This is a genomic window from Amycolatopsis sp. NPDC041971, from assembly GCF_055588925.1.
The window spans coordinates 184,600-207,768 of the sequence record NZ_JBVJCE010000013.1 but is presented as its reverse complement, the minus strand read 5'-3'; the positions used below and the strand labels follow the sequence as shown (position 1 = coordinate 207,768).

Sequence of the window (23,169 nt, the reverse complement as noted above, 5' to 3'; positions counted from 1 at the left end):
ACATGCTGACCGCTGAGCTGATCGTCGACAGTCGTGTCCCGTCGCAACCCGTGCTCTCCCCGGATGGGCGGTGGATCGCCTACCAGGTCGCGACCATCGCGAAGGGCGTCCCCGAGATCTGGCTCGCCGCCGTGGACGGCGGTGAAAAGCCGCGAAAGCTGGCCGAGGGGTCCTCGCCCCGGTGGTCGCCGGATTCTCTCTACTTTCTGAACGACGGCCGGATTCACTCGGTGGACGGGCCGCTGTTCGCTTGGCGAAGTGAGATCACCGGATTCCTCCCGCTGCGCGACCGGATCGTGTTCATCGCCGAAGACGAGACGCTCGCTCCGGCCGTCCGGGTCTGGAGTGAGAGTCTTCGCCCGGCGCGGCTGCGGAGCTACGACCCTCGAACCGGCGAGATCACGACGCTGCTCGAAGAGCACGTCGTCGACGTGGCCCGCCGCCCGGACGACGGGGCGCTCGCGGTGGTGACGTGGCCGACCCCGGAACTCGACCCAGGCGGGCTCGAACCCCGGCTTTCCCTGTTGGACCTGGAAACCGGAGAACGGCGTGATCTAGGCCGGGTCGCTTTCGAAACCACCAGCCCCGTTTGGTGGCGGGACGAGGACGGCTGGCACATCGCGTATCTCGGGACTCCGGAACCGGTGGGCGGCTGGGCGGTCTTCGACGTGCCCGTGGAAACGGGGGAGCACCGGAACCTGACACCGGAATCGGCCTGCCCGATCAGGCTCGCGCAGGTCGATTCCGGAACTCCTCTGGTGCTCGTGGCCGACGGGCTCGACACGGCCCTCCATCGGCTCGGCGACGGCGAAGTGTCATTCTGGCACGGGCAAGCCGACGCGCTGGCCTCGAACGGCGAGATCGTGGTCACCGTCCTGAGCACCGCATATCGGCCGAAAGATGTCCACTGTGGACCTTTGGGTGGAGCGTTGACGCGAGTCAGCGATACGGCGCCGGAGTTCACCGGAATTTCGTGGGGCTCGCAGGAACGATTGTCCTACAAGGCGTCCGACGGCCTCGCCTTGGACGGCCTGCTCGTCCTGCCGCCGGGGAAGACCCGGGCCGACGGGCCTTTCTCGCTGGTCACCGTGGTTCACGGCGGACCGTACGATCGGTACGCGGACCGCTTCATGCTCGGCTGGTTCCCGTCGGCGCAGTGGCTGGCCCTGGCAGGGCACGCCGTCTTCCTGCCGAATCCCCGTGGGGGACAAGGCCATGGGCATGAATTCGCCGCTTCCGTCGCGGGACGGGTAGGCCTGGAGGAATGGAGCGATCTCGAGACCGGGATCGATCTCCTCATCGCCGAAGGAGTGGCCGATCCGGAGCGGCTCGGGATCGCGGGCGGGAGTCACGGCGGATATATGACGGCCTGGGCCGTCGGGCAGACCCGGCGGTTCAAGGCGGCGCTGATGGTCGCCGGGATCTGTGACTGGGGAATGCTCGCCGCGACCGGCGAACTCGGTCCGCTGGTGGAATCCGCGCATGGGGGGAGTATCGGCTGGGAAGGGACTGGCCCGCACCGGCACGATCAGCTCAGCCCGATCTCCTTCGCGTCGAAGATCGAGACCCCCGTGCTGATCGTGCACGGTGCGGAAGACACGAACGTCCCCTTGTCGCAGGCGGAATTCTTCCACCGCGCGCTACGCCACTTCGGCGTCGAACACGACCTCGTCGTCTATCCCGGCGAAGGGCATAAGATCTCCGAACGGCAACACCAGTTGGACCTGCTCCGCCGCACCCGCGAGTGGTTCGCGCGGTTGCTTTAGCTCCAATCGGTCTGCGGTTCTCCGGGGATGTACGTGCCGAAAGTCCATTCGTAGCCTTCGAGATCGTCGACGCGGCAGCGGTAGTTACCCCATTCGGTGTTCTCCGGTTTCCAGACCGTCGCCGCGCCGGCTTCGACGGCGGAGGTGAAAACGGCGTCCACGGCCTCCTGCGTCGGAAGGCTCACATAGAGGCCGTGGCCGACCGTTTCGCCCTTGCGGGCCGGGCGGTCGTAATCCTCTTCCGCGCTGAACACGATGATCCCGACTCCGCCGAGCCGCAGTTCCGAATGCAGGATCAACCCCTTGTCATCGGGGAACTCCGTGACGGTCTCGAACCCGAAGGCGCGTTCAAGCCAGCGAAGCGCCTTCGGGGCATCTTGGTAGGCGAGGTAGGAGTGGAGGGAGGCGGGGCGTTCCTTCGTTTCGGTCATGGGCACAGCCTCGCAACAGATGCGGACAACCACGGTCCTCGATCCCCGGCCGTCACCAGAACAGGCGGAGGCCGAGCACGGTGATGAGCGCGCTGGACGCCAGCGCGGTCACCAGCCGTCCACGGCGTCCGGTCAACGCCTTGCCGAGCACGGCGCCGCCGCCCGCCAGGAACAGTTGCCAGCTGGCCGAAGCGGCGAACGCCGCGAGCACGAAGACCACGTGCTCCGCCCCGCTCGCCGCGGCCATGTCCTCACTGGCGAGTACCAGCGCCGCGAAGTAGACCACCGTCGTCGGGTTCAGCAGCGTGATCCCGAGCAAGCTCACGTACGCCTTCACCGGGCCGATCGCGACCGGCTGGGTCACCTCGGCTTTCGCGGAGGCACGGAAGTTCCGGACCCCGGTGATTCCGATGTGGACGGCCAGCCCGAGCAGCACCGCCACCGAAACCCAGCGCAACGGTTCGGCGATCGGCTCGATGATCGGGATCAGCCTGCCGCCGCCGAGGACCGCGAGCAGGGCGTACAGCCCGTCGGCCGTGGCGACTCCCAACGCGGCGTACACGCCGATCTTGAGCCCCGCCCGCGCTGTCAGCACCACCAGATAGGTCGCGACCGCGCCCACCGGGATGGCGATGCCATATCCGGCGAGCAGGCCCGCGACGAGCGCGGCGCTCACGGCAGGACCGGTGCCGGCCTCCGCCAGGACCCGGCCTGCTGCTGAACCCGCACCCGTCGGACGACGGAGGACGAGGACAGGAAGGTGAGGGTCGAAGTCATGTGGTGAAGGATGCGAACGGACGCCCCCGCACGCAACACAATTAACGGCGCCTCTGGACCGTCACGTTCGCCTTGCCCTCACTAGACGACGGCCTGCTCCAGAACGGCGTCCAGGTCGGCCAGCAACTTGGCCTTCGGCCGCGCGCCGACAGTCGTCCACACCGGACTCCCGTCGCGGAAAAGGATCAGCGTCGGCAAGGACATGACCTGATAATTCCTTGCCGTGAGCGGGTTTTCGTCGGAGTTGAGCTTGCGGATGAGCAGCGCGTCGGCGCGTTCCCCGGCGATCTCCGCGAGGACGGGTGCGATCATGTGGCAGGGCGGGCACCATTGCGCCCAGAAGTCCACCAGGACGGGCTTGTCCTGGTCGAGGACGAGCTCTTGAAAGGTTTCGTCGGTGACGACGGAAAGGGACATTCAGGCCTCCTCGGTTCGCGGCACGACGACGCACGGCCCCGGCGGCGTTTTCAACGCGCCCGCCAGTTTGGTCAGCAGACTGTCCCGCACGTCGTTGAGCCTGGCCAGACAGGCGTCCACCTCGGCGAGTTTGCGTTGGTAGACCTCGATCGAATCGGCGCACGAGTCGCCGGTCTCGTGCCCGGCGCGCAGACACTCGACGAACGGCCTGGTGTCCTCGAGGCTGAGCCCGACCGCTTGCAGGGTCAGGATCTCGTGCACCAGGCGGTAGTCGTCCTCGTCGTACTCCCGGTAGCCGTTCGACGCGCGCCGTGCGTCGAGAAGCCCTTGTGACTCATAGAAACGCAGCGCGCGGGTGGTGGTTCCGGTGCGCGCGGCGAGTTCGCCGATCCGCATGATCCGAGCGTAAACCTTGCCCTCGGCGTCAAGGCAAACGTTCACTCGTCGAGATCGACCCGGATGGTGAGGAGGTTCGTGCCGATCGCCCGCACGGCGGCGCTGTTGAGTTTCGGCAGCGCCCTGAGGCGGGCGCGGGGGTCATCGTCGGGGAGCAGGTGCGCCGTGCCGGTGCGCCACCGGCCCTTGAGCCGGACCCGGACGCGCGGATCGGCCTGGATGTTGCGGACGTAGTGCGATTTCTCGCCGAACTCCGAGACGATCCAGAACTCGCGGCCCACCCTGCGGCCACCGATCGACGTCTGCCGGGGCACCCCGGACTTGCGGCCGGTGGTCTCCAGGACCGGCTGGTTCGGCAGGCGGACGAGGAGCGGGTTGCCGACGTGGCGCTGGAAGGTCGTGGCCACCCGGTGCTTGATCTCGTGAAAGCGCGACATGTCGTCCAGAGTGCCTGACGGCTCTACGCTTGGCCCATGGTGAACGAGTCCGACTTGGACCTGGGGGACGGGACCACCCTCCACACGTACGACACGGGCGGCACCGGTCCGGTGGTCTTCTGGCACCACGGCACCCCGAACATCGGCGCCCCACCTGCCCCGCTGTTCCCGGCCGCCGCGCGGCTCGGACTGAGGTGGGTCTCCTACGACCGGCCCGGTTACGGCGGTTCGTCGCCGCGGCCCGGCCGAGACGTCGCGTCGGCGGCGTCGGACGTCGAGAAGATCGCCGACGTCTTGGGGATCGAGCGGTTCGCGGTCTTCGGGCATTCCGGTGGCGGACCGCACGCGTTCGCCTGCGCGGCTCTGCTGCCGGAACGGGTCTCGGCCATGGCCGCTGTCGCGAGCGTGGCCCCGTACGACGCCGACGGGCTGGACTACTTCGACGGCATGAGCGCGGCGGGAGTCGGCTCGCTGACGGCCGCCTTGGCGGGCCGGGAGGCAAAGGAGGACTACGAGGCATCGGCCGGATACGACGCCGAGATGTTCACGGCCTCGGATCACGCGGCCCTCGCCGGTGACTGGAAATGGCTCCTCGAGGTCGTCGGCCCCGCGATCGAGGGCGGCCCCGGCGCACTGATCGACGACGATCTCGCGTACGTCGCGCCGTGGGGATTTCACCCGTCCGACGTCAAGGCCCCGGTCCTGCTCCTGCACGGTGGCGCGGACCGGATCGCGCCGCTCGCACACGGCGAATGGCTGGCCGGGCAGTGTGCCGCGGCCGAGTCGCGCACTTTTCTCGAGGACGGGCACATTTCGGTGCTTCGCCATGGGGAGGCCGCGCTCGAGTGGCTGGCCGAGCACTCGTGAGTTGCGATTTCGTGCTCGTCCGGCACACCTGATCCGGCGACGCCAGTACATGAAGGCCCCCTTCCTTGCGCCTAGGTACAGGAAGGGGGCCTTCATGTACTTCACGCGAGCGCGAGGGGACCCGAGACACTCACGACACCACGGCGCCGAAGGCCACGTGCAGCGACTCTTCGTACTGCTGCCGCGAGAACGTCAGAGTCCCGATGGTGTCGTAATTCCATTCCCGGTACGTATTGCGAAGACCCGACCAGGTCACCGTCTCATCGTCGGTCGCTATCTTCGCCACCAATGCCCAGCATTCGACGATGCCGCACGAGCATCCCAGCAGCATGTGCTCGTCGTCGTCGGCGCCGTGCGGAACCTCATCCGGCGCGTCCCCGAGGAGATGCTCTGCGGAGAGCCGGGTCACGGGACCGTAATCCCCGGCAAGCAAGGGCGCCGGTTCCGGCGCGAACTCCTCGGCGCGCTCCTTCTGTTCCGCGAGCGCGTCGGGAAGCTCGGCTTGGCGCACCAGTTCCAGGAAGGAGACGCCATCGATCAGCAGCTCAAGCGCGGCTGTCGTTCTCCCCTTGGCCGATCGCCTTGTCGCGTCGGAGACCTTGCGGAACTCGATCGAATGCATGAGCACCACGGTAGCCACGCGCCCAGCACCCGAAGGTCAGGCCGCGGGCCGTCCGGCGCCGGTGTAGTCGTCGCCCTTCGAGTGGTACGTGTGGATCTGGATCGCCTGGCCCTGGGTGGGCGCGTTGATCATCAGGCCGTTCCCGAGGTACAGCCCGACGTGATGGATCCGCGTCGCCGGGTTTCCGTAGAACACGAGGTCGCCGAGTTTCGGTTCTTGACCGCCGGGCACCTGCGGCAGTGCCCGGAACTGGCTGTCCGCGGTCCGCGGGAGCGCGACTCCGGCCTCGTCGTAGGACGCCTTGGTCAGTCCGGAGCAGTCGAAGCCCGCCGCGCCGGCTTCCGGTCCGTTGCCGCCCCACACGTACGGGAGGCCCAGCTGGCCGAGGGCGAACCGCGTCGCCCTCACGGCGGGGCTGCCGGATCGCGCCGGGTCGAGGGACAGGGTCGCGTACAGCTGCGCGTTGCCCAGTACGCGCTGGCGGAACAGCTCGGCTTCGTTGCCCTTGCCGCCCTGGTAGCCGGCGATCGCCTTCCACCAGCCGTTGCCGCCGCCGAGGTCGGCTCCGGAAGCGCACAGTGCGCGGCCGGCGGCGACCGACGCGGAGTCGGGGTCGGTGAGTGCGGGTTTCGCGATCCCGGGGATCGACGCGCCGTGCTTCTTCCACTGCTGTGCCGACAGGCCGAGGGGGTTGTCGCCGCCGCGTCCGTGGTTCGAGCTCGCCGCGCCGACCCCGGCCAGGGTGACCCAGGACAGGTGGCAGTTCGGCTGCTCGCCGCGCAGCGCCAGTTCGCCGTTCGCGTAGCCGATGAGCGACTTCACCGGGATGTCGAGTGGCCCGGCGAGCTTGGTGGCCCACTCTTCGAGCGGACGGGCGCCCTTCGGTGTCTCTTGGGCCTTGACCGGCGCGCTGACTTCGAGGACCGACGGACCCGCGCCGCCGCCGACGGTGGCCGGATCCTGTTTGGCGGCCGGGACCGGGACCGGCTGGTTCCCGTCGGCCGGTGCCGGATCGTTGCCGCCGGCGAGCAGCCAGCCCGCCGTCGCGAGTCCCGCGACCAGCGGGAGAGCGACCAGGCCGCGCATCGCCACGCCGTGCGCCCACGACTTCTTCTTGCTGGTTTCGGGCGCGCTCGGGGCGGAATCGGGCTTGGTCACGCCGTCCAGGTTATTGGAGACCACCTCTGCGTAACGAGCGAACGCCTTGCACGTTAGGGGGACTCTCATATTCTGGACGAATGAGTGAGACGGGAGCGCTCGACGCCGAGCGTCTGAGTGCCGTGCTGTCCGGCCGATACGCCGCGATCCAGGTTGTGGCGAGCACCGGGTCCACCAATGCCGACCTGCGGGAAGCCGCCGCGAAGGGGGCCGAGGACCGCACCGTGCTGATCGCCGAGGAGCAGACGGCCGGCGTCGGCCGCCGCGCCAGGCAGTGGTCCTCACCGAAGGGATCCGGCCTCTACGTCAGTGTGCTGCTGCGTCCGGAAGGGGTTCCGTTCAGCAATTTGGGTTCACTTTCCGTGGTCGCGGGGCTCGCGGTCCGGGAGGTCGCCGCGAGCGTGGGCGTCGACGCCGTCCTCAAGTGGCCGAACGACGTTTTGGCCGGTCCGGGGCGCGCGAAGTGCGCGGGCATTCTGGCGGAGGCCGCCGCCGGTGACGAGACCACCGTGGTCCTCGGCATCGGCCTGAACGTGCTGCCGCTCGGCGAGAACGTCCCGGCCGGGCCCGGTGGCCTGCCCGCGACCTCGCTGGCCGAGCAGGGGGCGACGGAGACCGGCCGCGCCGAGATCGCCACGCGGCTGCTCACCGGTTTCGACGAGCTCGAACGCCGCTGGCGGCTCGCCGGCGGCTCGCTGGCCGAGGCCGGTCTGCTCGGGGACTACCGGCGGCATTGCGCCACGCTCGGCCAGGATGTCGAGGTCCAGCTGCCCGACGGCTCGGCGCTGACCGGCCGTGCCGCCGACATCGATCCCGCCGGCCAGCTCCAGGTCGACGTTCCCGGTGGTGAGCGGTACACGGTGTTCGCCGGAGACGTCGTCCACGTCCGGCAGGCCAAGCCCTGATCCGTGCGTTTCGTTTTCCGGCGTCTCCTCTTCCGCCGGGACCGTTCGCCGGTACGGTGAGCTCACCAGCGCCGAACATACCTTGGGAGCGACCGTCGTGGCCTATCCGGACGATTTGCTCAGCGAAAACGAGCACGTCGTGGTGCACAGTCACCCGCATTTCAAGATGCTGATCTTCCCCTTCCTCGCGCTGATCGTCACGCTCGGCGTGGGCATCTGGCTGGCCGTGATCGCGAAGGACGCGCCGGCCCCGTGGGACCTGATCTCGGAGATCGCGATCGCCGCGGTCGGGCTCGGCCTCGTCGTGTGGCTCTTCCTCGCCCCGTTCGTCCGCTGGCGCACGACACATTTCATCGTGACCACGGACCGGCTGATCGCCCGCGAGGGCGTGGTCAAGCGGACCGGGATCGACATCCCGTTGTCGCGGATCAACAGCGTCCAGTTCGAGCACGGCCTGCTGGACCGCGTCTTCGGCTGCGGCACGCTGGTGATCGAGTCCGCTTCGGACGAACCGTTGAAGTTCGACGACATCCCCAAGGTCGAGCGCGTGCACACGGTGATCTACCGCGAAGTCAACGACAACCCGTACGACGATTTCGCACCTCCTGCCGCGGGCGCGCCGCAGCAGACCGAACCCCTGCCGCCGCAAGGGCCCCCGCCGCGTGGAAACCGGCGGCGTTGATGGGCACGCGAGAGCTGGACCTGCCCGACCGCGTCCCGTCGGCCGCCGCGTTGCCGGAGCGGGTGACGATCTGGGAGGTCGGTCCGCGTGACGGCCTCCAGAACGAGAAGTCGATCGTCCCGGTCGAGGTCAAACTCGAATTCCTGGACAAGCTCGCCGGTGCCGGGCTGACCACGCTCGAGGCGACCAGTTTCGTGAGCCCGAAATGGGTGCCGCAGCTGGCCGACGCCGAGCAGCTCCTGGCCGGGCTCGAAAAGCGCGAGGGCGTCCGGTACCCGGTGCTCGTCCCGAACGAGCGCGGGCTGGACAGGGCGCTGGAAGCCGGGGTTTCGCATATCGCGATCTTCGCCAGCGCCACCGAAACCTTCGCCAAGAAGAACCTCAACTCGACGGTGGACGACCAGTTCGCGATGTTCGAGCCGGTCGTCACCCGGGCGCGCGCCGAAGGCCTCGACGTCCGCGGGTACGTGTCGATGTGCTTCGGCGACCCGTGGGAGGGCGCCGTCCCGGCCACGCAGGTCGCCGGAGTGGGTAAACGGCTCCTGGACCTGGGTTGCTCGCAGCTCTCGCTCGGGGACACCATCGGCGTCGCCACCGCGGGCCAGGTCGAAGCACTGATCGGGCAGTTCGCCGACGTCGACGGCCTGGCCGTCCATTTCCACGACACCTACGGTCAGGCGCTGGCGAACACGTTGGCGGCACTGCGGTGCGGTGTGTCCACTGTGGACTCCTCCGCCGGCGGGCTCGGTGGCTGCCCGTACGCCGAATCGGCCACCGGGAACCTCGCCACCGAAGACCTGGTGTGGATGCTCGACGGTCTCGGCGTCGAAACCGGTGTCGACCTCGACGCGCTGGTGGCGGCGAGCAAGTGGATGGCCGGGAAGCTGGGCAGGCCGAGCCCGTCCCGGGTGGTCAACGCGCTCGCCGGATGAGGTCCACCCGCCGACGCGCTTTCGGGTATCCACCGACGAGAACGCCGGTCGGCGCTAAGGTCGTAACGCGTCCTGTCCGCTGCCTCCCCCCGTTTCACCGGTGGGGTCCGAATTCCGTGGGGGAGGTGCGGTGACCGATCCGAGCGAGGCCGGAACGGGCCCGATCCGGCTGCCCGTCCTGTACGACGACGCCCCGACACCACCGCACGGGGCGCGCGCTCCGTACGCGCCTTCGCCTTGGCCGCCCGCGGTGGGGCCGTTGCGGGTGCCGTTCCCTCCTCAGCCCGCCGCCCCGCCGCCCATGGGGGCTTTGCGGACCGAGCGGGAGAGCGTGATCGCACTGTTCCTCGTGCACATGTTCCCGATCGGGCATTTGCCGGTCGCGATGGGGAAACCCGCGCGCCAGTTGCCGCTGCCCGACGGCGGTTCCGGTCCGCAGGATCACCCCGAAGCGCAAGTGCTGGACGATCTGGACGCGTTGTCGCACGTCAGCAGCGGCTTCCGGCGATCGCCGACGACTCCGGCCGTCGTTCCCCCGCCGGCGTTGATCAGGGGACACCACCCGTGGGGCGGAACGTCCCAAGAGGACTGGACAGCGCGCTTCGTCGGCGAAACGGGCTATCTGTGGCCTCCGGCCGAACTCTTCCCCGAGGGCGGTATCGACCCGGCGACGCCGATGATGCTCGAAGCCGCCACCCATCTCGATCGCTTCGGGGATCAGCACGGCCGGGTGTTCGCCGAGGACGGGACCCTGTTCCCGATGCGCTCGCTGCCGCCGGGCCAGGTCACCGCGTACCGGCGTTATCGCGTCGTCCGGCCGCTGCCGGTCTGGCGATCGGTGACCGCCGAATGGTTCGGCCAGCCGGGCGGCGGGGTGCGCTTTCGCACGGTGCTGGGCGCCGATGAACTCGTCACGCTGGGTTTCCTGGCGGACGTCACGGGGGAGGTTCGGTGAACACGGGGACGATCCTGCGGTGGCTGGCCGCGCTGGGGGTGCCCGCCGAGGTGGTCTCGGTCGGCGCGGAGGCGGACAACGCCTGGTGTCTCATGCGCACTGAGGAAGAAGACGCCGAGCCCGCCTGGGAGGTCTTCTGGCGTGAGCAGGGCAACCGGTACGACTGGGCCCGGTTCACCAGCGAACAGGTCGCCTGCCACTACCTCTTCGGCCGCCTCGCCTGGTCTCAGGTCGCGCGCGGCGCCGTCGGTCTTCTTCCCGGTGCGCAGTGACCCGCCTTGGCCAAGGAGTTGTGAAAGCCACTTTCGCGACGTCTGGTGTCCCGAAAGTGGCTTTCGCGACATGCCCGGCCCGCGCGTGACTCAGCGCTTCAGGATCGCCAAGACCTCAACGTGGAGCAGGCCGTTCGTCGAAAGCGCCGAGCCGTTGTCGTAGCGCGCTTCGCCGTCGAGGTCGCTGAACCGGCCACCGGCTTCGGTGATCAGTACCTGGGCGGCCGCGACGTCCCACGGGTTCACGATGCATTCCGCGGTGACGTCGAGCGCGCCTTCGGCGACCAGGCAGTGTTGCCAGAAATCGCCGAAGGCGCGGCTTTCCCAGCACGCGTCGACGAGGTCGAGGTACTTCTCTCGTGAGTGGTACTCCACCCATGAGTTCAGGTCCGTTGTGGACAGATACGCGTCTTCGAGCGAAGCGACCTTCGACACCGAGATGCGGCGCTCACCGGCGGAGTCGCTCATCCAGGCGCCGTCACCGGCGGCGGCCCACCAGCGGCGGCCGAGCAACGGCGCGCTGATCATCCCCACCACGGGCGCGCCGTCTTCGACCAGCGCGATCAACGTCGCCCAGACCGGGACGCCGCGCAGGAAGTTCTTGGTCCCGTCGATCGGGTCGAGCACCCAGGCGCGGCCGGTCGCCGCGGTGCCGCCGCGTTCCTCGCCGAGCACCGCGTCTTCCGGCCGGTCCGCGGCGAGGATCGCGCGGATGGCGTCTTCGACGGCGGTGTCCGCGTCGGTCACCGGCGTCCGGTCGGGTTTGCGCGCCACGGCCAGGTCGAGCGCGCGGAACCGGGCGGTGGTGATGGCGTCGGCGGCGTCGGCCAGCCGGGTGGCGAGTTCCAGATCATTCTCGTAGCCAGGCACGGTCACGATGCTTTCACGCCCGGCAGTCGTAGAGTTGGCCAGGTGAGCATGGTGCTACTCGCCGAGGACGACCCGGCCATCGCCGATCCGCTTTCCCGCGCACTTCAGCGGGAGGGGTATGAGGTGCGTGTCGTCGGCGACGGTCCCGCCGCTCTCGACGCGACCGAGAGCGACCGGGTGGATCTGCTGGTCCTCGATCTCGGGTTGCCCGGCATGGACGGGCTCGAGGTGTGCCGCCGCCTGCGCGCCAGCGGCACCGAGGTACCGGTGCTGATGCTCACCGCGCGCACGGACGAGGTCGATTTCGTGGTCGGGCTCGACGCCGGCGCGGACGACTACGTCGCCAAGCCGTTCCGGCTCGCCGAACTGCTGGCCCGCATCCGGGCGCTGCTCCGCCGCCGGGCACCCGATGTGCTCGAAGCCGGGGGAGTGCGGATGGACCTCGGCGCCCGGATGGTCACCGTGGACCTGCACGAGGTGCAGCTGGCGAACAAGGAGTTCGAGCTGCTCCGGGTGCTGATGAGCCGCGCGGGTCAGGTGGTCAGCCGCGACGAGATCCTCGCCGAGGTGTGGAACGACCTCGAATCGAAGACCTCGAAGACCCTCGACATGCACATGTCTTGGCTTCGCAGGAAGCTCGCCATCGCGGCCGACGAAGCCGCCGGTCGAGCGGGTAAACCCGGCGGGAACGGCGACGGCGAACGGCGGATCGCCACGGTCCGCGGCGTCGGCTTCCGCTTCAACGCGGAATAGCATGCGCCGTCGCATCCTGTTGGCGATCCTGCTCGCCGTCGCGGTCACCGCGGCGGTGCTGGGCATCCCGCTGGGGATCACCGCCTGGCAGCTGGTCGAGAACCTCAACCGCGAGAACCTCGCTTCCTCGGCCCGCGGGATCGCGGCGACGCTGGACAACGAGATCGCCGTCGGCCAGCCGATCAACCTCGACCTGGTCCGGGTCGCCGTGCCGCAGGGCGGTTTGCTGACCGTCCGCGCGCAGGGACAGATCGAGAAGCGGTACGGCTCCGATCCTGGCTCGGACGTGGTGTCCGAGCGGGCGCCGATCGCGTTGCACGGCGAGGTCGAACTGGCCGTGCCCGCCGGGCCGATGCGCACCCGACAGACCCAGGTGACGCTGCTCGTAGTCCTGCTGGTCGTGCTGTCGGTGGGCACCGGAACGGTGGTCGCGACGGTGACCGCGCGAAGGCTCGCGAAACCGCTGAGACACGTCGCGGATCGCGCGGTCAAACTCGGCGGCGGTGATTTCCGGCCGGATCCCAAGCGTTACGGCGTCGGCGAACTCGACATGGTCGCCGAAGCGCTCGACGCGTCCGGCTCGGCGCTCGCGCAGCTGGTCCAGCGGGAACGCCAGCTCGTCGGCGATGTCTCCCACCAGCTGCGGAGCCGGTTGACCGCCTTGCAGCTGCGGCTCGAACCGCTCACCGTCCACCCCGATCAGGACGTCGTCGACGAGGCGAAGGCCGCGCAGGAACAGGCGGACCGGCTCGCCGAAGCCCTCGACGAGCTGCTGGCCGCCGCGCGGGCGGCGCGTGAGGTCGGGGCGGAGCCGGTGAACCTGCCGGAAGTGCTCCCCGAGGTTTCCGAAGAGTGGCGACAGCTGCTTCGCGCCGAAGGCAGGCATCTGCGGATCCGGGTCACCGAAGGGCTGCGGGCGAGGGCGACGCCGGGCCGCTTGCGCGAGGTCATCGGCGTCCTGCTCGACAACGCGCTCCGCCACGGCGCGGGAACGGTCACGCTCGCCGCCCGGCGCGGCGACACGGAGGGCACCGTCGTCATCGAGGTCGCCGACACCGGCTCGGGCGTGCCCGACGAGCTGGCGCCGCACATCTTCGAACGCGGTTTCTCCGGCGGCGGCTCGACCGGCGTCGGGCTCGCGCTCGCCCGCGCGCTCACCGAGGCAGACGGCGGACGGCTGGAGCTGTCGAGCAAGCAGCCCGCGGTGTTCAGTCTCTTCCTGAAGGTGCCCCGGCCGGGTGATGTGGCCGAAGTGCGCTGGCCTGCCGAGCGGGTCCCGCGCTAGGACCTCCCTAGGGTCCCGACAAAGTCGCATAGCCGCTGGTCGGTGGCGCTCTCGGTGATTCGGACTGGCCATCCGAAGGGGCCGGATGACGACACTGTTCGACCGCCGAATCGGGCACGGTCGCCCCAGAGGCGTCCCTGTGGACAGCGAGAAAGTGTCAGCCCGCCTCTGCCCCGCAACGCCTATTTGACCAACGGTTTTATCCGCCTCTCGGCTGCCAGGCAGGTTTCGGCGGATCCAACCGGACCACCGTCCCCTCCGGCAGCTGAGGCGCGATGAGCAGGCACAACGCCTCGTCGACCTCGGTGATCACGGGTCAGATCAATCCCTCACGCAGTGCGTAGGCCACGGCGTGCGAACGGTTTCGGAGCTGGAACCGGTTGGTCACGTCGTGCAGGATGCTCTTCACCGTGCGCTGTGAGTAGCAGAGCTGATCGGCGATCTCCTGCGTCGAGAACCCCGACGCGACCAGTTTCAGCACCGCGGTCTCCCGGCTGCTAATACCACCGACTTGCAGGTCGCGCGGCTGCAGCACCTGACGTTGCAGCCGTGAAACCCGGTGCAACAGCCTGCCGAGCAGGTCGGGCGGCAGTGCGCCTTCTCCGGCCGCGGCCGCCTTGATCAGCCGGACCAGGACATCTGCGCCCGCCTCGGACCGGCGGGCGACCGCGCAGACGCCGTGCTCGATGGCGCCGAGGATCTCGTTGTCGTCGACTTCACCCGCGACGAGCACGATGCGGGTGAACCCCTGGTGATGCAGTGCGGACAGCAGTTGCGTCATCGCCTCGTCGAGGCGGTCGGTGACCAGGAGGGCCACCATCGCCGGGTCGGCGGTCTCCCCGTCCACCAGCCGGACATCGTCACGGGAGCGGAGCGTCATGCAGACGCCGTTGTGCAAAATCGGATCGGTGGCGCGGACGACCACGGGCGTCCGGTTCGGTTCGAACATGTGATTCCCATTCCCCTCGAACGGTGCGAGGGCCCCACCCCTCGCACTGCTCACCCTGCCGGGTGAGGTGTCCCGGGCGCATGGGACTCCGGTCCTGACATTGCCCGAAAAGCCGCCCTTATTGGGGTTTTCAGATACCCAGCCCGGCCTTGCGGGCGCGCACGATGGCTTCGGCGCGATCGGCGACGTGAAGTTTGCTGAAGACGTTGGAAATGTGGTTCCGTACCGTCTTCGGACTGAGACACAGGGTGCTGGCGATGGCGGTGTTGCTGTGCCCGCCCGCGATGAGCGAGAGGACCTCTCGTTCGCGGACGGTCAGTTCCGGGAAAATCGTGTCCGTACTCGGTTGAGTGCGGTTGAAGAAGCCGAGAACCCGCGTCGCGATGTCGGGCCCGAAGATCGCTTCGCGCCTCGCGACGGCGTGCACGGCACGAATGATTTCGTCGGGTTCGGCGTCCTTCAGCAGATATCCGCGGGCCCCGGCACGCATCGCGGAGAACACGGATTCGCTTTCGTCCGCCATGGTCAGCATGAGTACGCCGACACCGGGCTGTTCGGCGACGATGTGCCCGGTCGCTTGGGCGCCGCTGATGTCGGGCAAATGCAGGTCCATGACCACGACGTCGGGTGCGAGGGCGCTCGCCGCGCTGATCGCGTGCGCGCCGTTCGCGGCCTCGCCGACCACGTCGATCCGCGGCTCGTCGGCGAGCAGCGTGCAGACCCCGAACCGGAACAACGGATGGTCGTCGACCACGAGCACGCGAAGGCGTTCGTTCATTTGGTTCCCCCTGTCTCCCCGGCGCGGCACGTTAGCGAGAGGGCCGGACATGGACAACGCGTGGTCCGGACGGCGGACCGGCGAGAATTAAACGCCTGATGAGTGTCGCGTATCAACGGGGCGTGCCCAACCCTTTAACTCTTTCGGCGCAACGTTGAGTCACAAGTACGCGAAGGAGTTGCGGGTGGGTGGTAGCAAAGGTCCCTTGCTCTCCCTGCCCGTATCTCCTTGGACGTGTGTCCGTGAAGGCCTCCTTCACTACCCTCAAAGTCAGGGTCCCGGCAAAGTCGCATAGCCGCTGGTCGGTGGCGCTTGGGGCTCGAACTGGACTTTTGACGGGGGCGGATGACAGAGTGTCTTGAGCGTCAACTGTCCACAAAGGACATCATTCGGCCGCTGGATGTCCATTTGATGCGGTTATGTACGTTTTTCGACTGGGGTCGTGAGTGAAATTTAGGGCTAGAACCCTCTTTTTCACTCACGACCCGGTCGGAAAACGCCCAAATCTGGCACTATCGACCCGGTTGCGTCCTATGTGGACAGTCGAGAAAGATGTCAGGCGACTGTGGCGAACCCGCCCCTTTCACCGCAGCACCCACTTGACCAGTGGTTATGCGACTTTGCCGAGATCCTGACCCTCAAAGTAGGGAAGGAGGCCTTCACGGACTCTGGGTCCCTCAAGGGGGCCTTCATGCACTCAAAGGACCCAGGCGACAGCAAAGGTCCCTTGCTCCCTTTCCGCAGGTCAGGCGAAGGCGGCGGCGTGCTCGCGGGCCCAGTCGGCGAACGTCAGCGGCGCCCGGCCGAGGAGTTCGCGCACGGTGCCGAACACGATCTCCTCGTTCCCGGCGGACTGCCGTTTGAGCTCGAACATCCCGTCGACCGCGGAAGCGGGCCAGCCGTACCCGAGCATCCGGGCTCGAGAGTCGGCCTCGGGCTCTTCGACGTACGTCAGCCACCGCCCGAGCGCGTCGCCGAGGATCTCGACCTGCCGCCGCGCCGTGAGTGCTTCGCCACCGGTGATCGGGTAGGTCCTGCCCGCGTGCCCTTCGGTGGTCAGCACGGTCGCGGCGACTTCGGCGATGTCGCGGACGTGCACCAGCGCGGACGCCGGATCGCCTTCGGGAACGCGGACGACCCCGTCGCCGCGCACGGCGTGCAGCCAGGCGAACCGGTTGTCCATGAAGGTGCCGGGACGCAGGATCGTCCAGTCCGGCCCGGCCTCGCGCACGGCCCGTTCGGCCTCGGCGTGCACGAGGGAGATCGGATCGGTCTGTCCGAAATGGACTCCGGTGGTGGAGAGTTTGACGATGTGCGCGACACCAGTGGCGGCCTTGAGCACGGTTCGTTCCTGGGCGAGCGGGTCCGAGCCGTGCCCGGAGGTCAGGACGAACACGCGGTCGACACCGTCGAGCAGCGCGGGATCGAAGGCGTCGAGATCACCGACGGCGACCTCGGCACGCGGATCGATCCGGGCGCGGGCCGGGTCGCGTGTCAGAGCACGCACCCGGGCGCCTTTGTCCAGCAGGGCGGGAACGAGTTCGCGGCCGATTTTGCCGGTGGAACCGAGAACGAGAATCATCGAAAGACTCCTTAGCGGTCGCGCCGCAGGGAAACGCGGGGCAGGAAGAGGGAAGCGGCGAGGCCGATCACCAGTGCGGGGACCATCACCCAGAACACTCCATCGAGCGCGGAGGCGTACCCGGCGGGACTGTCGTAGGTGAAGGCGTTCGTGAACACCGCGCCGAAAACGGTCAGTCCGGCCGTGGTGCCGAGGGAACGCAGGAAGCCGACGGTCGCCGAAACGGCGCCGAGGTCGGTCCGGGCGACGCCTTGCTGAGCCGCCATGGAAAGCACCTGCATGTTGAGCCCGGCCGCCGCGCCGAACACGACGAGATAGGCGACGACGAGCGGCAGCGGCGTCGTTTCGTCCATTGTGGACATGGCGAGCGCGGCGGCGAGGCCGAGGGTCATGCTGAGGATCGGTGCCCAGCGGTAGGCCCCGGTCTTGGCGATGATCCGGCCCGCGACCATCGACGACGCGGCGACCGCGAGGGTCATGGGCAGCAGCAGGAGTCCGGCCTCCGAAGGTCCGGCGCCGCCCGCGGTCTGCAGGAAGAGCGCCAGGTAGTTGACCGAGCCCAGGAAGACGAACCCGGCCGCGGCGCCGGCCAAGACGCTCAGGCCGAACATCCTGGCGCGGAACAGCCGAAGCGGGATGACCGGTTCGGCCGCCCGGCGTTCGATGACCAGGAAGGCGACGAGCAGTACCGCGCCGATGGACGCCGAAAGCGGCGTCGCGAGGGTCAGGCCGACGATCGCGCCGGACAGCACGACGATGCCCGCGAAGTCGAACGGTGCGGTCTTGCGGCGTCGTTCGAGCCGCAGGAATCGCGCGACGACGCCGAACGCGAGCAGCCCGATCGGCACGTTGACGCCGAAGATCGACCGCCAGCCGGCGAGGTCGGTCAGGACGCCGCCGACGACCGGGCCCGCCAGCGAGGAGCCGGCGAAGCAGATCGAGAACCAGGCGAAGTAGCGGGCGCTTTCGCGACCCGGGAACAGTTCGCCGATGATCGCGGCGACCGCGACGAACAGGCCGCCGGAGCCGATGCCCTGCAGGGCGCGGGCGGCGATCAGCAGCGGCATCGTCGGCGCGAGCGCGCAGGCGAGGGAGCCTAGGACGAACAACGCGATCGCGACGAGCACGACGCGCTTACGGCCGAAGAGGTCACCGAGTTTTCCGTAGACGGGCGCGCTGACGCTGCCGGCCAGCAGGTAGGCGGTGGTGACCCAGGCGAACGAGGTCGCGCCGCCGAGTTCGCCGACCATGCGCGGCAGGGCGGTCGCGACGACCTGGGCGTCGAGCATCGCCAGGAACACGGCGGCGAAGAGCCCGACGAGGGCAAGGGTGTTTCGGGCGCGCGGAGGCGCGCCGAGAGCGGTGCTCAAGAAAAGATCCGTTCACTGGAAGAAACGAGGGAACGCGAGGGACGCGGAGCAGTGCTCGAAAGCAGCCCCGGATCCCCGCCAAGACGGGAAAAGGCTCAACCGTCATCCGAACCGGATGCGGTCCTCTTCGCGCTTGGCGATCACCTCGAATTCGTCCCGCTCGACCGTACGAACCCGGCCGGCGTCATCAGTGAAGGAACGTTGACATGAATGACTCTAGACAATCATATGTCGTTTGACAAGTACTTAGCGGAGAGGAACGACGTCGTCCGGCTCGTCGCTGTCCCGGCGGCGTTTGCCCAGCTCATCCGGGAAGACCCACTTCTTGAAGCCCCAGAAGCGGAAGAACATCGCCAGGAGCATGCCGATGATCGACCCGCTCGTGAAGTCGGCGAATTCCTGGACGAACCGCGTCACATGCGGCACTTCCAGGTCGAAGATGTAGCGCGACGTGTAGAGCGGGATGAGGTTGACCACCACGGCGATCCCGCTGATCACGAAGAAGAGCGCCGCCTCGTGATGCCGCTCGCGGCCGCCGCGGGTCCGGAAGGACCACTCGCTGTTCAGGATGTACGACACGATCGTCGCGACGATGATCGCGATCGCCTTCGCCGTGGTCGGCTTCGACTCCAGCACGCTGAGTTTCAGCAGGTACCAGACGCCGTTGTCGACGAGGAACGTCGTGCCGCCCACGATCGCGAACTTCAACAGCTCACGGTGCTTGATCAGCACGGATCGGAACGGCTCGGGCGTCCTCGAAAGGACGGATTCGACCACGGTCACCGGATCAGTCTAATTCGCTCGGCCCGTGGAATGGGCCGGGAGGGGATGGACAGTGCGTTATATGACGCTTTGGGCGGTTGAGAGAACGGCCGATCCGTCCTTCTCGCTCACGCGGTCTGAGCTGCGAAAAGGGAGCAAGGGACCTTTGCTGTCGCGTGCCGTTCAGGCGGCCGGGTCGTCGGGGATGTCGGCAATCTCCGGTCCGCCGCCCCGCAGCAGTCGCGGCCGCGCGTCGGCCTCCGGGAAGACCCACTTCTTGAACGACCACCAGCGGAACACCGTGCCGAGCAGGGTCCCGATGAGCACACCGCTGACGAAGTCGGCGATTTCCTGGGTCAGCAGCCCGACGTGTGGCTGCTCCAGGTCGAACACGTACCGCGAAACCAGCTGAGGAAGCGCGTTGAGGCCGAGCGCGATCGCGCTGAGCAGGAAGAAAAGGGCCGCTTCGTGGGCTCGCTCACGGCCGCCACGGGTGCGAAAGGACCATTCACGGTTCGCGACGTACGAAAAAACGGTCGCCACCAGCGCCCCGATGATCAGCGCGGTCACCGGTTTGTCGGTCAGCACGGTGAACTTCAGCCCGTAGGTGATCGTCATCGTGATGACGAAACTCGCGCCCCCGACCAGGACGAACCGCAGCAGTTCGCGATGCTTCCCCCGCATGCGGGCGACGCTACTGGAAAATACGGTCGGCCACCCCGTTGGGTCGCGTGGACGGCTTCGTCTTGCCGGGCCGCGGTGGCGCGCTCGTGGTCGTGGTCGGCTCCGCGGGGGCGGGCTGGTGCCTCGCGGGCTCCGAAGGCGTCGCTGACGGCGAAGGCTTCTTCGACGGCGAAGGCCGCCCTGGCCGCTCCGGCTTCGTCGTCTCCGGTGTGCCCGAGGGCTTCGAAATGACCGAAGGCAGCGAAGGCACCGTGGTCGGCGGAAGCAGCGCGTTGTCGTCACACCAGTGGTGCCAGCAGCCGAAGTGGACCGCGACCGGCTCCGCTTTGGCAACGCCGAGGGTGGCGTTCACCGTCACCGGGACGTTTTCCGCCGGGCGGCCCTTCAACCGGACCAGCAGGCTCACCTGACGTCCAGGGGTCAGCGAGCCGCGCGAAGTGCACGACGCGCCTTCGCCGGTCGGGGTGCACCGGATGCCGTACACGCTCCAGGCGCTGAGCACGCGGTGGTCGAGAGTGACCGTGACCGGCTTCGTCGTCTTGCCCGTGTTCGTCACACGGATCCTCATCAGTGGATGGGGGTTCCACGGGAACGCCGACAGCCCGTCGCTCTCGGCACTCAGGTCGACGCCGTCCGGCGGCGCGGGCACCTTGACCTTCACCAAGACCGACACCTTGATCCGCGCGCCCGCCGTCACCGAACCGGTCACCACGCTGTCGTCCAGGGCGGTTTCGTCGGCGAGCAGCCGGAACGTCAGTACCGCGGACTGTCCCGGTTCGAGGCCGATGCCGGTCCGGCAGGTCACCGTGCCGGTGCCGCCGGGGCAGTTCACCGCGATCGGAGCGGGCGCCTGCTGCCGGAAGCCGTCGACACCCATCGCGCCACCGCCGGCGGCGGGAACGGCCCGCACGCCCTTCGGCAGGTTCAGCGAGACCGCCACGGGCTCGGACTTCGATCCACCGTCGTTGCGCACGGTGATCGGCAGGTTGGTCTCCTCGTCGGGTCGGAGCTCGACACCACCGGCCGGGGACGACGCCGTCATCACCGGAGGCGCCGGGATCACCGGTGAAGGCGGGGGCGGCTCGGCGGGCGTCGGAGTCGGGGCCGGAGCGGGCGCCGGGGGTGTGGCCGAAGGCGCCGGAGGCGGCACCTGCTGCGCGGGCGGCACGGGCTGCTGAGCCGGCGGCACGGGCTGCTGCGCGGGCGGGACGGCCGGAGGCGCCGCGGGCGGGACCGCGGGGGCGGGAGCGGGTGCGACGACGGCGGGCGGCGGGACGGCCGCGGCGGCCGGTATCTCCTGCGTCCCGCCACCGTTGGCGAGCGCCACGGTGACCGCGGCGACGATGGCCGCGCCCGATCCGGCCACTCCGGCGAACTGGCGCGGTCCGGACGCGGCGGCACCGGCGGCGCCGCCCGAACTCGAACCCGCGGCGGCGGCCGTCGCGGCCGCGGTGACCGCGCCCGCCTTGCCGGCACCGGTCGACGCCAAGTAACCGAGGGCCGCGCCACCGAGCACGATCGGCGCGATGATCCCGCGCAGACCGGTGTTGACGTCGGCCAGTTCCGCGGCCAGCGCGCGGCAGTTCTCACATTCGTCCAGATGGCTCTCCACCTGGGCACGTTCGCGTTTGGACAACCCGTCGCGGGTCCACGCGCCGAGTTTGTCCGCACTCGCCCGGCAGCGTTCGGCGGAGTTCTCGGCCAGGTGGACCTGAAGATAAGCCTGACGCAGACCTTCACGCGCGCGGTAAGCGAGCGCGGAGACACCGTTCGCGGTCAGCCCCAGCAGCGGCGCGACCTCGGCGGGTGTCTGCCCTTCGATCTCGGTGTGCCACAGCACCGCCTGCCACCGCTCGGGCAGCCGGGCGAACGCCTTCGCGGCGAGCGTGCGCTCGAGCCCGGCGACGGCGGTGTCGGAGAAGGGGACCGTCAGCGCTTCGCCGACGGCACCGCCGACGTCGGACATGTCCTCGTTCAGGTCGACGCGCTTGTCCTTACGCGTCTTGTCGTAGGCGGTGTGCCGGAGCGCGGTCAGCAGGTACGCGCGGAACGCGGCGTCGGGGCCTTTGCCGACGCGCAGCGTGTCCAGCACCTTCGCGAAGGCTTCCGAAACGAGGTCGTCGGCTTCGGAACTCGAACGGGCGAGCTGGCGGGCGAGGTTGTGCGCCGCGCCGGAGTGGCGCTCGTAAAGGGTTCCGTAGGACGCGATCTTCCCGTCACGCACCTCGGCGATCAGCTCGGCGTCACTCTTACCGGAGAGATCGGCGGGAACGGTGGACACGGGGCTCCTTCATCTGCTGGTTCGGCGGGTCTACTGTCTTAAACGCCCGAACCCGCTCAGTGTGACGGACTGGGCGACGCACGTCACCTCGCGGTCCCTCCGATGACCCGGAGAGCGCAACAGCTTCACCCGGCCTGGGTCGGATTTGATCCTCGCGCGCAGCGCGTCCTTTGAGGGCGGCGGCGGGGGCATGGATGGAGAGTTTGGAAAGATCCTTGGAAAACGCCGTCACGCCCGGCGTGGACCGGCGTCCCCACCGTGAAGCGATCGCAAGATCGAAAAGATCGGAACGGAAAGGGGCGGTGGGCAGTGGACGTACCGGCCACCGGTGCGCCGTCCGGGGGATCCGACGGGCCACCCGCCTGGAACCGGTTCGAACGAGATCGCACGCTCCGCGCACTGCGGGCCCGCTGGCGGACGGCCAGCCTGGCCGCGGGCTGGCGTTTCCCCAGTGACTGGGGCCTCCCCGAGGTCGACGCCGTCTGCGCCGCGGTGATCAAGAACGGCCGCGTCGCTCCCACCGAGGTGGCGGAGACCGCCCTCGCCGGGCTGGGCCGGGCACGGGCCGCCGCGGGTGCCGGGCTGGCCGAAACCCTCGCGGATCTCGCGGCGTTGCACGCCGTGCTCGCCGATCCGGACGCGGTCGACGGCTTCCTCGAACCGGATGTCGACTCCACCCCCTCCCGGTTACTACGGGTGACGGCGCTGGCGTGGGCGGACGTCGCGACCGATCAGCTGGTGAACACCGAGGTCACCGAACCGCTCACCGGACTGCCCACGGCCGCGTACCTGAGGACCCGGTTGGGTGAGCTGTACCGCCAGGCCCGGCGTGACGAGCGGTCGGTCGCGGAGGCGCACACGCTGCTCGTGGTCTCGATGGACTTCAGCTCGGTCGCGGGCTGGCCCCGGTTGACCGGGATGATCCTGGTCGCGGACGCCTTGAGGCAGGTGTTCGACGGCGGGGAGAGCGTCGCCTCGATCGGGCCGTCCGTCGCGGGCGTGCTCGTACCGAAGGACGTGCGGCTCGCTTCGTCCGGCGTCGCGCTGCGAAGGGCGCTCAACGAGCGGCTTTCGGTGGACGCGCAGCTGCGGGACACCGGCCGCCCGCAGATCTCGGCCGTCCGGCTCCCGGCGACCTACGATCTGGCGTGTGACCTCCTCGGTGGCCTCGCGCGCTCCTGAAGCGGGGTAGCGTAAGACGTTCTCCAGGTCACGGCCGACCCAGTCGAGGTGGCACG

The 23,169-nt window shown here is 68.8% G+C and carries 25 protein-coding genes; 10 read left to right on the top strand and 15 right to left on the bottom strand.

Annotated elements, in window-relative coordinates:
- Positions 1 to 2 precede the first annotated feature (2 nt).
- Positions 3 to 1,766, top strand: a complete 1,764-nt coding sequence (locus tag ACZ6DT_RS25375; RefSeq protein WP_465599542.1) for a S9 family peptidase — start codon at positions 3 to 5, stop codon at positions 1,764 to 1,766.
- Here ACZ6DT_RS25375 and ACZ6DT_RS25370 read toward each other — a convergent pair.
- The 5 genes from ACZ6DT_RS25370 to ACZ6DT_RS25350 all read right to left on the bottom strand — a co-directional run bounded on the left by ACZ6DT_RS25370 (position 1,763) and on the right by ACZ6DT_RS25350 (position 4,224).
- The gene (locus ACZ6DT_RS25370; protein WP_465599541.1) at positions 1,763 to 2,197 is read right to left on the bottom strand and encodes a VOC family protein; all 435 of its coding nucleotides are present in this window, start codon (positions 2,195 to 2,197) and stop codon (positions 1,763 to 1,765) included. The two genes, ACZ6DT_RS25375 and ACZ6DT_RS25370, sit on opposite strands and share 4 nt — an antisense overlap.
- A gap of 52 nt (positions 2,198 to 2,249) precedes the next feature.
- Positions 2,250 to 2,873, bottom strand: coding sequence for a LysE/ArgO family amino acid transporter (locus ACZ6DT_RS25365; RefSeq protein WP_465599539.1), 624 nt, complete (start codon positions 2,871 to 2,873; stop codon positions 2,250 to 2,252).
- Between the two features lie 182 nt (positions 2,874 to 3,055).
- Positions 3,056 to 3,391, bottom strand: coding sequence for a thioredoxin (gene trxA, locus ACZ6DT_RS25360; RefSeq protein ID WP_465599537.1), 336 nt, complete (start codon positions 3,389 to 3,391; stop codon positions 3,056 to 3,058).
- Positions 3,392 to 3,787 (bottom strand): MerR family transcriptional regulator, encoded by a 396-nt coding sequence (locus ACZ6DT_RS25355; RefSeq protein ID WP_125789024.1) that lies wholly within the window; start codon positions 3,785 to 3,787, stop codon positions 3,392 to 3,394.
- A 41-nt stretch (positions 3,788 to 3,828) separates the two neighbouring features.
- Positions 3,829 to 4,224, bottom strand: a complete 396-nt coding sequence (locus ACZ6DT_RS25350; protein WP_465599534.1) for a nitroreductase/quinone reductase family protein — start codon at positions 4,222 to 4,224, stop codon at positions 3,829 to 3,831.
- A gap of 36 nt (positions 4,225 to 4,260) precedes the next feature.
- Here ACZ6DT_RS25350 and ACZ6DT_RS25345 point away from each other — a divergent pair, with 36 nt between their 5' ends.
- Positions 4,261 to 5,091 (top strand): alpha/beta fold hydrolase, encoded by an 831-nt coding sequence (locus ACZ6DT_RS25345; protein ID WP_465599532.1) that lies wholly within the window; start codon positions 4,261 to 4,263, stop codon positions 5,089 to 5,091.
- Between the two features lie 130 nt (positions 5,092 to 5,221).
- On the opposite strand, the gene ACZ6DT_RS25340 is transcribed toward ACZ6DT_RS25345, so the two are convergent.
- Both ACZ6DT_RS25340 and ACZ6DT_RS25335 read right to left on the bottom strand, forming a co-directional pair.
- The gene (locus ACZ6DT_RS25340; RefSeq protein ID WP_465599530.1) at positions 5,222 to 5,713 is read right to left on the bottom strand and encodes a hypothetical protein; all 492 of its coding nucleotides are present in this window, start codon (positions 5,711 to 5,713) and stop codon (positions 5,222 to 5,224) included.
- 36 nt (positions 5,714 to 5,749) lie between these two features.
- Positions 5,750 to 6,871, bottom strand: coding sequence for a C40 family peptidase (locus ACZ6DT_RS25335; RefSeq protein WP_465599528.1), 1,122 nt, complete (start codon positions 6,869 to 6,871; stop codon positions 5,750 to 5,752).
- 80 nt (positions 6,872 to 6,951) lie between these two features.
- Between ACZ6DT_RS25335 and ACZ6DT_RS25330 the strand changes: the two genes are divergently transcribed.
- From ACZ6DT_RS25330 to ACZ6DT_RS25310, 5 genes are all read left to right on the top strand, one after another.
- Positions 6,952 to 7,776 carry a biotin--[acetyl-CoA-carboxylase] ligase gene (locus ACZ6DT_RS25330; protein ID WP_465599526.1) on the top strand — a complete coding sequence of 275 codons (825 nt, stop codon included), beginning with the start codon at positions 6,952 to 6,954 and terminating at the stop codon, positions 7,774 to 7,776.
- A gap of 97 nt (positions 7,777 to 7,873) precedes the next feature.
- A complete protein-coding gene (locus tag ACZ6DT_RS25325) occupies positions 7,874 to 8,458 on the top strand; it encodes a PH domain-containing protein (protein ID WP_465599524.1) in 585 nt (194 codons plus the stop codon).
- Positions 8,458 to 9,390 carry a hydroxymethylglutaryl-CoA lyase gene (locus ACZ6DT_RS25320; RefSeq protein WP_465599522.1) on the top strand — a complete coding sequence of 311 codons (933 nt, stop codon included), beginning with the start codon at positions 8,458 to 8,460 and terminating at the stop codon, positions 9,388 to 9,390. Before ACZ6DT_RS25325 ends, ACZ6DT_RS25320 begins: the two co-directional genes overlap by 1 nt.
- Before the next feature lie 130 nt (positions 9,391 to 9,520).
- Positions 9,521 to 10,345, top strand: a complete 825-nt coding sequence (locus ACZ6DT_RS25315; protein ID WP_465599520.1) for a TNT domain-containing protein — start codon at positions 9,521 to 9,523, stop codon at positions 10,343 to 10,345.
- A complete protein-coding gene (locus ACZ6DT_RS25310; protein ID WP_465599518.1) occupies positions 10,342 to 10,617 on the top strand; it encodes a hypothetical protein in 276 nt (91 codons plus the stop codon). Before ACZ6DT_RS25315 ends, ACZ6DT_RS25310 begins: the two co-directional genes overlap by 4 nt.
- 90 nt (positions 10,618 to 10,707) lie before the next feature.
- Here the strand turns inward: ACZ6DT_RS25310 and hisN are convergent, their stop codons facing one another.
- Positions 10,708 to 11,493 carry a histidinol-phosphatase gene (hisN, locus tag ACZ6DT_RS25305; RefSeq protein WP_465599516.1) on the bottom strand — a complete coding sequence of 262 codons (786 nt, stop codon included), beginning with the start codon at positions 11,491 to 11,493 and terminating at the stop codon, positions 10,708 to 10,710.
- Between the two features lie 42 nt (positions 11,494 to 11,535).
- Between hisN and ACZ6DT_RS25300 the strand changes: the two genes are divergently transcribed.
- On the top strand, positions 11,536 to 12,240 hold the full coding sequence (locus tag ACZ6DT_RS25300; RefSeq protein WP_038519243.1) for a response regulator transcription factor: 705 nt from the start codon (positions 11,536 to 11,538) through the stop codon (positions 12,238 to 12,240).
- A gap of 1 nt (position 12,241) precedes the next feature.
- Positions 12,242 to 13,525, top strand: a complete 1,284-nt coding sequence (locus ACZ6DT_RS25295; RefSeq protein ID WP_465599514.1) for an ATP-binding protein — start codon at positions 12,242 to 12,244, stop codon at positions 13,523 to 13,525.
- A gap of 316 nt (positions 13,526 to 13,841) precedes the next feature.
- Here the strand turns inward: ACZ6DT_RS25295 and ACZ6DT_RS25290 are convergent, their stop codons facing one another.
- From ACZ6DT_RS25290 to ACZ6DT_RS25260, 7 genes are all read right to left on the bottom strand, one after another.
- Positions 13,842 to 14,474: a helix-turn-helix transcriptional regulator gene (locus ACZ6DT_RS25290; protein WP_465599512.1), complete on the bottom strand. Its 633-nt coding sequence runs from the start codon at positions 14,472 to 14,474 to the stop codon at positions 13,842 to 13,844.
- A gap of 130 nt (positions 14,475 to 14,604) precedes the next feature.
- Positions 14,605 to 15,252 carry a response regulator gene (locus ACZ6DT_RS25285; protein WP_465599510.1) on the bottom strand — a complete coding sequence of 216 codons (648 nt, stop codon included), beginning with the start codon at positions 15,250 to 15,252 and terminating at the stop codon, positions 14,605 to 14,607.
- Positions 15,253 to 15,997: 745 nt separating this feature from the next.
- Complete coding sequence (locus ACZ6DT_RS25280) at positions 15,998 to 16,834, bottom strand: NAD(P)H-binding protein (protein ID WP_465599509.1); 837 nt, start codon at positions 16,832 to 16,834, stop codon at positions 15,998 to 16,000.
- Between the two features lie 11 nt (positions 16,835 to 16,845).
- The gene (locus ACZ6DT_RS25275) at positions 16,846 to 18,204 is read right to left on the bottom strand and encodes an MDR family MFS transporter (RefSeq protein ID WP_465599507.1); all 1,359 of its coding nucleotides are present in this window, start codon (positions 18,202 to 18,204) and stop codon (positions 16,846 to 16,848) included.
- Positions 18,205 to 18,450: 246 nt separating this feature from the next.
- A complete protein-coding gene (locus ACZ6DT_RS25270; RefSeq protein ID WP_465599505.1) occupies positions 18,451 to 18,987 on the bottom strand; it encodes a GtrA family protein in 537 nt (178 codons plus the stop codon).
- A 162-nt stretch (positions 18,988 to 19,149) separates the two neighbouring features.
- A complete protein-coding gene (locus ACZ6DT_RS25265) occupies positions 19,150 to 19,650 on the bottom strand; it encodes a GtrA family protein (RefSeq protein ID WP_465599503.1) in 501 nt (166 codons plus the stop codon).
- 10 nt (positions 19,651 to 19,660) lie between these two features.
- On the bottom strand, positions 19,661 to 21,931 hold the full coding sequence (locus tag ACZ6DT_RS25260; RefSeq protein ID WP_465599501.1) for a sigma-70 family RNA polymerase sigma factor: 2,271 nt from the start codon (positions 21,929 to 21,931) through the stop codon (positions 19,661 to 19,663).
- A 309-nt stretch (positions 21,932 to 22,240) separates the two neighbouring features.
- Between ACZ6DT_RS25260 and ACZ6DT_RS25255 the strand changes: the two genes are divergently transcribed.
- A complete protein-coding gene (locus ACZ6DT_RS25255; RefSeq protein ID WP_465599499.1) occupies positions 22,241 to 23,113 on the top strand; it encodes a GGDEF domain-containing protein in 873 nt (290 codons plus the stop codon).
- Positions 23,114 to 23,169 lie beyond the last annotated feature (56 nt).